Genomic DNA, 9,064 nt, shown 5'->3' with positions numbered 1-9,064 from the left:
GGCCCCCGTCAATTCCTTTGAGTTTCAACCTTGCGGCCGTACTCCCCAGGCGGGGTACTTATTGCGTTAGCTTGCGGCACAGAAGGGGTCGATACCCTCTACACCTAGTACCCATCGTTTACGGCCAGGACTACCGGGGTATCTAATCCCGTTCGCTCCCCTAGCTTTCGCGCCTCAGTGTCAGACACAGTCCAGAAAGTCGCCTTCGCCACTGGTGTTCCTCCCAATATCTACGCATTTCACCGCTACACTGGGAATTCCACTTTCCTCTCCTGCACTCAAGATCTCCAGTTTCCTGCGCCTATACGGGGTTGAGCCCCGCACTTAGACACACGACTTAAACATCCACCTACACGCCCTTTACGCCCAATAATTCCGGACAACGCTTGCCACCTACGTATTACCGCGGCTGCTGGCACGTAGTTAGCCGTGGCTTCCTCCTTTGGTACCGTCATTACTCTACATTATTTACATAGAATACGTTCGTCCCAAACGACAGAGCTTTACAATCCGAAGACCTTCTTCACTCACGCGGCGTTGCTCCGTCAGACTTTCGTCCATTGCGGAAGATTCCCCACTGCTGCCTCCCGTAGGAGTCTGGGCCGTGTCTCAGTCCCAGTGTGGCCGTTCATCCTCTCAGACCGGCTACTGATCGTCGCCTTGGTGAGCCGTTACCTCACCAACTAGCTAATCAGACGCAGACCCATCTCTAATCGGTAGCTTATAAATAGAGGCCACCTTTCTTATCTCAGTCATGCGACTAAGATACCACATTCGGTATTAGCACCACTTTCGCGGTGTTGTCCCCAGTTTAGAGGCAGGTTATCTACGCGTTACTCACCCGTTCGCCACTAGGAGTTATAAATAACTCCCCGTTCGACTTGCATGTGTTAGGCACGCCGCCAGCGTTCGTCCTGAGCCAGGATCAAACTCTCCAATAAAATATTATTGAAGCCATTTGTTGGCTCTATAAATCAATTAAATAGAAATTGTTTTTGGTTTTGTATGTCGCAAGCGACATACAACCGCACATCTGGCTTTTTTTGATGCATTACTTACATTGTTCAGTTTTCAGGGAACCGCGTACATGAATGTGCTGCTGTCACAGGCGTATCATGAACAATACTTTTTGCCCGCAACCATTGTCGTTTGCTGACGACTTTTATATAGTAACACAAAGGTTTTCACTATGTCAATATATCTTTTATTGGTAATTTTTGTCGTTCGCCATGAATAGCTTACTGTTCTCTGGAACTCACTCGCTGCAAGCGACTTTCATATAATACCTTAAAGCAGCACCAGTGTCAAGCGCCACTTTAAGGTATTATAAGTCGTTTATTACTTACACCAAAAAGTGTTGCACCGATTCTTTCAATTCGGTTGCCATAGCACTTGTTTCTTCTGCACCAGCGGCAATTGTTTGCATTGTTGAGGACTGTTCCTCAATGGAAGCTGTTGCCTCTTCCGTATGCGCAGCCACCGTTTCAATAACACTTGAAAGATCGTTGATTAAGTTCACAATTTGGTCTGAGTTAGCTACCTGTTCTGAGGTAATGTTACCAATTTCTCTAGCCTCGTCAGCCATAAACCTCACTGCCTGTAAGATTTTATCAAGTGCCAAGCCTGCCTCATTAACAGTAATAACACCGCCTTCTACTTCTGTTACGTTTTGTGTCATCGCCAACACGGCTAGTTGTGTTTTTTCTGTAACTTTCTCAACTAATGCAGTGATTTCCTGTGCTCCCTGATTAGACTGTTCGGCCAACTGGCGCACCTCTTCCGCAACCACCGCAAACCCACGTCCATGCTCCCCAGCCCGGGCGGCTTCAATAGCGGCATTAAGTGCCAAAAGATTAGTCTGTTTGGCAATCATCGTGATGGTATCAATAATCTGGGAAATTTGCTGAGAGTAATCATTCAATTCGCCTATTATCTGACTGGATCGTTTAGTCTGTTCAGTAATATTATCCATCTTGCTAACTGATTCAGTGACTTTAGCCCGTCCATTTTCAGCTGCTGCCAAAGTCTCTGTTGAACTGTTGCAAGTATCAATAGCTTTTTTCTTGGCAATTTGAATAAGACTGGACAATTCCACCAACGCCTGAGACGCTTCCAGCATAGAACTATTACCGGTTTCAGCTTCACCAGACAAGTGCTGCATGCTTTGAGAAATCGTCTCTCCGGTGGCAGTGACCTCCTCGGTCGATGATGCCATTTGTTCTGATGCCATAGCCAGTTGTCCTGATGCTGAACGGATATTAGTAATCATACTAACGAAATGATTATGCATAGTACGCAAGGAATGTCCCAATTCTCCAACTTCGTCGGAAGACTTGAGTTCCACAATATCCCGCAAATCTCCTGCAGCGTATTGATTGGTAATCGCCGTGAGAGCAAGTATAGGTTTTCTGATCATATTAGTTAAAACTAGCGCAATAACCAGTCCCAATATCAATACAACTAGACTAATCACCAGAGAAAACCGATTAATATTATCAGCCCTGTTTATACTATCGTCAATCAAATTTTTCGCAAGATTTACATTGTTTTCAGCAATACCATCAGCCTTTACGGTTACTGATTCAACTAACGGTGCCATCCGCTTAGTAATTCCATATAATTTTGTCCCATATTCTCGTTCCAGTGCCAAGTCTCCCGCCGCCTTGGCAGCATGATAAGTCTTGGCTGCTGGCAGATATTCCTTTACAATAATATCTCGATACTGATTTGTTTGATCAATTAACATCTGCACTTCCTGCTGCTTGTCCGCTCTAGCTATAGCCAGCAGTTCTTTTTCCGCTGTCAAAAGCTTATCGAAACCCTTATCCATTTGTCCCAGGTATACGTTTTCACCAAAGGCGGCATAACCACGGATAGCAGCTATTGTATTTTTGTATTGCACTGCAATAGTATCAGCTAACGCCATTCGTGCATTAGCCTCATCAATTTTTACTAACTCTCCTTTTGCGTTTTGTAAATTGACAAAAGAGGTAATTGTCATAATAATCATCAGCAGTAAAATGATACCAAAACTCACTGCGAATTTGAAACCTAATTTAGCTTTCAAAATATTCACTCTCCCATTCGCTAAATCATCTGTCACAACATTAACCATGAATCAATGCGTAAGTATCGCCACTCCGGAAGCATCATCCTTAATTGTTTTGTTAATTGGTAAATTTTTGCACTGTTCATACAAAGTATCAAAAGTATGCAATTTATCAATAGGCTGTGCCAACATCTCAAAGAGACCATCAGTCAAGAAGAAAAAACTGTCGCCTGCCTGAAAAGTCATCACGCACTCATCATAAGCTTCTTTTTCATTAATACCTAAAAACAAACCCGGACTCTTTATTACTGTTACTCCCTTGCTGTTTAAACAAAGAAAATAGCTTATCCCTGCAGAAGAATACGTCAATATCTTGCTTTTAAAATCAAACTCAAACAACAAGGCGGCAGCAAAACCACCACAGCTAAAAAATGGCATAACTTCATTGTTAATCCATGCTAATTTGTCACTGACAGCTATATGTTTCTCAGCTGTCTGTCGAAAAAGATAACGCAAAATACCGCCCTGACTGGTGGCAGCAATGCCATGCCCCATCACGTCAAGAATAATTCCAAACAGAGTTTGATTGTCCTCATTATATTGAACGTCATATAAGTCACCGCTCAAGCCGTGTAACGGCTGGTAAATAGTCCGCATAGAGAACTGTGCGGTTGTTAACTCCTCCGGCAGCAACAACCGCTGAATCTTTCCAGCAATTTCTAATTCCTGCCTCACTTTACCGTCAGCAGTTGCATCCCTAACCAACGCAGCAATAACAGCTTTGCCATGCATAACCAAACAACGGGCACTAATCTCCACCTTGAATAGTGTTCCATCTTTCTTGACATGATTGGACAGAAATATATAGCCCCGCTTTGCCCGTTCAACCACCATTTTCATTTTTTCACATGCTGTTTCCCGTGACTCATGGCTTAAATCAGCAATTCCCAGATTTTCAATTTCCTGCTGCTCATACCGATACATATGCAATGCCTTTTGGTTCATAAAAAAAACTTCATTGGTTTGGGCATCCACTAAAAGCACGGCGTCATTGATCATGTCCAATAGATCAAACCGCTGGCAATACTCACACATTTCCTGACTAACGGCGCTTTGCATAATAGCACTCATTCCTACATCTCCTTGGAACTTCGGTCACTGCATATCAAATACTTTATTCAAGCGGGTTAATTCAAATAATTCTTTGACAAAGCCGGTTGTACCGGTAATCACCAAGCTGCCATTACATTGCCGTGTCCGCTTATGAATGGAAACCAATACACCAAGTCCGGAGCTATCGATGTAGTCAACCTTATGCATCTTTACCAGAAAGTGCTTTTGCCCATTTTCCATATATTTGATAAGTTTTTCCCGCAGAATCTCTGCTCCCTCAACATACAATCCGCCGGACAAATCAACAATCACTTGGTTATTAACAATGCTGGTATCAATTTGCATTCGTTAAACGCCCCTTTTCTATAATTTTTGATTCAGATACCATTGGAGAACTAGCAACTTTTTTAATCAATACTATTTCGCTAGGTTCTGAAGAAAAATAATACTGATCCACGCAGTGCCTGATAATTTCAATGCCCCGTCCACTTTCCTGCAAACCTTCCTCTTGCTTTGCCTCCGCTGGTACAAAACCCTGACCTTCATCGCGAATAATGACTCTGACTTCCCCTGGCCAATTCGTTATGGTTAATTGTACTTTTTTAGTTTCATCTTGCTTATTACCATGAAAAATAGCATTATTCACAGCCTCATTGATAGCGACAAAGAAGGGGTCAACTCCTGCAACCCGCATTTCGGTCAGTTTTTCTCGCACAGCTTCCCGTAATTCTGAAAATTCTTTCACTGTAGAAAAGCAATACATACTTTTCACCTCGTGCATCATATTTCCATAAACTATAACAGTGGCATGAATCAACAAAATCTCTTTTGCAGCTTCATGCCACTGTTATACATAAGCAGCCTCAATTATTGCTAACAGTACCCAATTTTAATTAATGACAATATTAGTATAACTTTGTTAATAAAAAACTGCAACCCAATAAATAGTAAAATCTGCAGTTTATTACATAAAACTTATTTATTTATATCGCTATTTGTTGAAAGTAAGCGTTTTTTGCTGCTGACCTAGTTTTTTTCTCCAGTCAGTCATATTTTTGTACATAAACTCATGCACAAGAAATTCAGGCTGTACATAATCAATAATACTTTGTGCGACAGGAGTGGTAAACGGCCTGTGTTCATCAATCTTAAGTACATGGTTCATAACTTCTTCCAGGCTGTACTCTGCTTTAAACTCCCGGGAACTTTGACTGGCACGGAGATATTTTCCGGATAACGATTTGTGCAAGTGAATCCCTTTGACATAATGCGCATAACTGCCTAGATTTTCCAGGGTGTTTAGAATATAGTTAACCCCTTCAGCCTCTGTTCATAATTCCGGATTCGTGTTCATTAGATGTCCGGTATCCAGCACGATGCCAATATTATGATGGATGACGCTATCAAGCAGCATGGCGGTTAATTCTTTATTTCTGAGTGTTAACCCCGGCCACCATAGATTCTCAAATAATAGAGTTATATTCTGTGGAATTTCTGGCGCCAATGCGTTTACTACCTCAATTGTGGCTTCAATTACCTCTCGACAGCTAGCACTAAACTGCCAGTTGAATAACTCAGATACCCTCGCATGACTAACATGAAACACAAGGTATTTTACTCCGGCCTCTGTGGCAGTCCGGATATTATTGCGAAAAATGTCCAGCCACGCTTCACGGGTTGGACCACCATAACACTCATCAATGCCTGCTTGACTACCAAACTGCCTGAGTAATGCATCCTGGTCGCCACGCCAAAAATCCAGCCACCAGGGCCAGAAACGCAGATGGCACCCTTGCATCCATTCTGCTCTATGAAGGTGAGCGTCCCAAGGTCCGCAAAACATCATTTCGACACCATCTAAGTTATGCCGTTCTAAAAATTCCCGCAAGCGGGCAGGGTCGTTGTCTATAAGGTCATTATCACAACAATAATTTGATATATTTACAAGCTGCAACATAGCGCTTATCCTCATCCAGCTATTTTGGTATCACCTTGGTTGCATACTAGCGCTTTTCTTAGAATTCAATCCCTTTTTGCGCTTTTATCCCTTTTTTATAGGGATGTTTAATTTCCTTCATTTCAGTCACTAAATCAGCTTTATCAATGATTTCCTGACATGCGTCTCGTCCGGTAAGCACAAGATGCAGTAAAGGAGGTTTTATCGCTAGCAGTTCAACTACCGCTTCACCAGAAACTAGTCCAAATTTAACAGCATAGTTAATCTCATCAAGAATAATCATATCCCAATTTCCCGACATAATTTCCATTTTTGCGTCATGGAGTGCCTTTTCAGCAGCCGCCTGATGATCAGTTCTGTCATCCCCTGTGGTATTACTCACAAAACCTTCACCCAGCTGACGGATTACAAAGTCAGCCCCCATTCTCTCAGCAGCCTGTAATTCACCATATTTCCAATTTCCTTTGATAAATTGTAAAATGAGTACCTTAAGTCCCTGACCCCATGCCCGCAGTCCCAGTCCTAATGCGGCAGTTGTCTTTCCCTTGCCATTTCCCGTGTTTACAATTACCAAGCCTTTGGTTTCCGGCATACTATCCTTCCTTTCCTTTGCTTGCTTATCACTATACAGTGAATTAAAGAATTTCGCCTGTTACTACCTGCTCGGCAAACTGTACTGAGCTTAGCACAGTTACCTGCGGCAACGTACACAAGTCACGATATAACTTGCTTGCTTTACCGCCGGTAAAATCGCGTTCCTCAATCGCTGTATCTTCAATAATAATAACTTTTTTAGCAACAAACGCTGCCTTGAGATTATCCAAATTTTGTTGTCCGTAATACAGATTACTTAACACTGTAACATCGGCAGCAAGTATCTTTTCTCTGTTCTCCTTTGCCTGTACCTTATCAATAATACAAAAAGGCTGACCAACTATCGCCTGTATGCCAAAGGCCATAGCTACATCGGCATCACTATCGCCCTGCTGAAAAACACCACCGCTCAAATTATAAGACCTTTCGTGCAGCAGCCGCAGAATATTTCCGGCAGAACCGCCGCCGCCAATCACGTGGACAAATGGCTGCAGTGTAGTAGTCCCGGCCGCCTCATAGGTGTGAATATCCAGATTACCTGTTACTTTATTAATAAAAACATCAGAATGTAAACCATAGGCCTTTTCCAGATTTTGAGCAGTGATGACATCTTCCGGTCTTCCATCAGCAAGTATGGTGCCGCCAGCCAATAAAATCAAGCGCGTACAAAACTTAGCAGCCAGTTTGATATCATGGGCAATAATGAGCACCATCTTGCCCTCCTGGCATATGACCCGGCAATGCCGAAAAATTTCTTCCTGATACCCCAAATCCAAACTGGCTGTCGGTTCATCAAGGAAGATGAGCGGTGTTTCCTGCGCCAGTACCTTTGCCAGAAGAATACGCTGCCGCTCCCCGCCTGAAACCTGCTGCACCGATTTCTCAGCCAAGGCCTCAACACCGGTGAAGGCCATATATTTCCGGGCAATTTCATAATCCTCACGCTGCTCATTCTGCCACCATTTCAGATATGGGTAGCGTCCGGCCAACACCACTTCCAAGGCGTTAAAACCAAAACCAACATTTACGTCCTGCTGCATATAAGCAATACTACGCGCCAGTTGTTTGTCGCCTAACGTATGCAGCGACCGCCCAAAAACCAAAACGGCCCCGGAGGTAATGGCTCCCATGCCGCGGAGGCCTCTGAGCAATGTACTTTTCCCTGCGCCATTTGGGCCGATAATACCAACAAATTCACCTGAATTAGCCGCGAAAGAAATATCCCGTAAAATAGTTTTATCACCAATAGTAACCCCTACATTACTCGCAGCTAGAGCAAATTCACTGGTTGCATTCATGACAGCCCGCCTCCTTTCTGTGCTTTACGCAGCAGATACAAAAAGTAAGGTGCACCCAGTAATGCTGTCATAATTCCAACCCGAATCTCAGACGGTGGCATTACCAGTCGTCCCAGTGTATCACAGGCCACTAAAAAGATCCCTCCGGCCAAAGCACAGGCCGGCAACAAGGTGCGGTGCTCCGGCCCTAGCAAAAGACGCATAATGTGGGGTACAACCAAACCCACAAAGCCAATTGTACCGCTAACACATACGGCTGTTGCGGTTGTCACAGCTGAAACAAACAACAGCACTAGACGCAAGAAGGCCACTGGAACGCCTACCGAACGTGCTTCCTGGTCTCCTAAAACTAGAATATTAAGATGTCTGGCTAATAAAAACAAAATGAGAATACCAATAATTACTGGACCGGCAGCAAGATAAACATGTTCCCATCGGCGGTAATCCAGCCCGCCCACCGTCCAAAATAAGAATTCCCGCAGCCGGTACTCATTTATAAAAGTCAATATTCCGGAGGTCAAAGCACCCATTAGCATACTTATGGCAACGCCTGCCAAGAGAAGCACCATCACCGGAATTTTGCCATCACGCATAGCTAACGTAACCGTCACTCCCACTGCCAACAGCGCACCCAGCAACGCAAAAAATGGCAGGTAAAAAATCCCTTTAGCTGTCATACCTAAAGCAATGGCAATAACGGCTCCTAATGCCGCACCGCTTGATACACCGATAATGCCCGGATCGGCCAGCGAGTTGCCAAATACTCCTTGCATAACTGCTCCTGACACCGCAAGTGCCGCACCTACCAACAGCCCTACCAGCGTGCGCGGCATACGAATATGCCAGATAACAGATGTATATTCCTGATTGATATCGCTTCCTTGCATGCCAGGCAGGTGTAATTGTTGACCAACAACTGCCAGCGCAGCGCTGATAGGTACGGTTACCTGACCCCAAGCCAGCGAGCATACGAGTACCACCAGCAACAGCACACCCAGCCCGCTAAACAACATCGCTTTATTTTTTACCCTGCCTATCATATCATCTAGTCCT

Annotated in this window: 9 protein-coding genes and 1 rRNA gene (1 of these 10 running past the window's edge); all 10 read right to left on the bottom strand. The window is 44.0% G+C overall.

All coding sequences use genetic code 11. The features are described from left to right. Positions 1–941 (bottom strand): 16S ribosomal RNA (locus AC1ECB_RS28115) (it extends 617 nt beyond the left edge of the window). A gap of 401 nt (positions 942–1,342) precedes the next feature. Beyond that, positions 1,343–3,076: a methyl-accepting chemotaxis protein gene (locus tag AC1ECB_RS28110; RefSeq protein ID WP_485666833.1), complete on the bottom strand. Its 1,734-nt coding sequence runs from the start codon at positions 3,074–3,076 to the stop codon at positions 1,343–1,345. A gap of 42 nt (positions 3,077–3,118) precedes the next feature. Then, positions 3,119–4,180, bottom strand: coding sequence for a PP2C family protein-serine/threonine phosphatase (locus AC1ECB_RS28105; RefSeq protein ID WP_485666832.1), 1,062 nt, complete (start codon positions 4,178–4,180; stop codon positions 3,119–3,121). A gap of 24 nt (positions 4,181–4,204) precedes the next feature. After that, on the bottom strand, positions 4,205–4,507 hold the full coding sequence (locus tag AC1ECB_RS28100; RefSeq protein ID WP_485666831.1) for an STAS domain-containing protein: 303 nt from the start codon (positions 4,505–4,507) through the stop codon (positions 4,205–4,207). Beyond that, positions 4,497–4,979 carry an ATP-binding protein gene (locus tag AC1ECB_RS28095; protein WP_485666830.1) on the bottom strand — a complete coding sequence of 161 codons (483 nt, stop codon included), beginning with the start codon at positions 4,977–4,979 and terminating at the stop codon, positions 4,497–4,499. The genes AC1ECB_RS28100 and AC1ECB_RS28095 overlap by 11 nt, the downstream gene beginning before the upstream one ends. A 174-nt stretch (positions 4,980–5,153) precedes the next feature. Beyond that, positions 5,154–5,411, bottom strand: coding sequence for a hypothetical protein (locus tag AC1ECB_RS28090; protein WP_485666829.1), 258 nt, complete (start codon positions 5,409–5,411; stop codon positions 5,154–5,156). An 81-nt stretch (positions 5,412–5,492) separates the two neighbouring features. Further along, a complete protein-coding gene (locus AC1ECB_RS28085; RefSeq protein ID WP_485666828.1) occupies positions 5,493–6,119 on the bottom strand; it encodes a TIM barrel protein in 627 nt (208 codons plus the stop codon). Between the two features lie 58 nt (positions 6,120–6,177). Continuing rightward, positions 6,178–6,750, bottom strand: coding sequence for a cob(I)yrinic acid a,c-diamide adenosyltransferase (cobO, locus tag AC1ECB_RS28080; RefSeq protein WP_485669418.1), 573 nt, complete (start codon positions 6,748–6,750; stop codon positions 6,178–6,180). Between the two features lie 4 nt (positions 6,751–6,754). Continuing rightward, positions 6,755–8,011, bottom strand: a complete 1,257-nt coding sequence (locus AC1ECB_RS28075) for an ABC transporter ATP-binding protein (protein ID WP_485666827.1) — start codon at positions 8,009–8,011, stop codon at positions 6,755–6,757. After that, positions 8,008–9,051 carry a FecCD family ABC transporter permease gene (locus tag AC1ECB_RS28070; RefSeq protein WP_485666826.1) on the bottom strand — a complete coding sequence of 348 codons (1,044 nt, stop codon included), beginning with the start codon at positions 9,049–9,051 and terminating at the stop codon, positions 8,008–8,010. Before AC1ECB_RS28070 ends, AC1ECB_RS28075 begins: the two co-directional genes overlap by 4 nt. Between the last annotated feature and the right edge of the window lie 13 nt (positions 9,052–9,064).

The organism is Sporomusa sp. 246TCP1 (assembly GCF_057319775.1).
Note: the sequence above shows the minus strand (reverse complement) of the source record. Positions and strands in the feature narration are given on the sequence as shown.

Coding starts and splice junctions, on each gene's coding strand:
- AC1ECB_RS28070 (WP_485666826.1), bottom strand. CDS start 9,051: ATGATAGGCAGGGTAAAAAATAAAGCGATGTTGTTTAGCGGGCTGGGT.
- AC1ECB_RS28075 (WP_485666827.1), bottom strand. CDS start 8,011: ATGAATGCAACCAGTGAATTTGCTCTAGCTGCGAGTAATGTAGGGGTT.
- AC1ECB_RS28100 (WP_485666831.1), bottom strand. CDS start 4,507: ATGCAAATTGATACCAGCATTGTTAATAACCAAGTGATTGTTGATTTG.
- AC1ECB_RS28105 (WP_485666832.1), bottom strand. CDS start 4,180: ATGAGTGCTATTATGCAAAGCGCCGTTAGTCAGGAAATGTGTGAGTAT.
- AC1ECB_RS28085 (WP_485666828.1), bottom strand. CDS start 6,119: ATGTTGCAGCTTGTAAATATATCAAATTATTGTTGTGATAATGACCTT.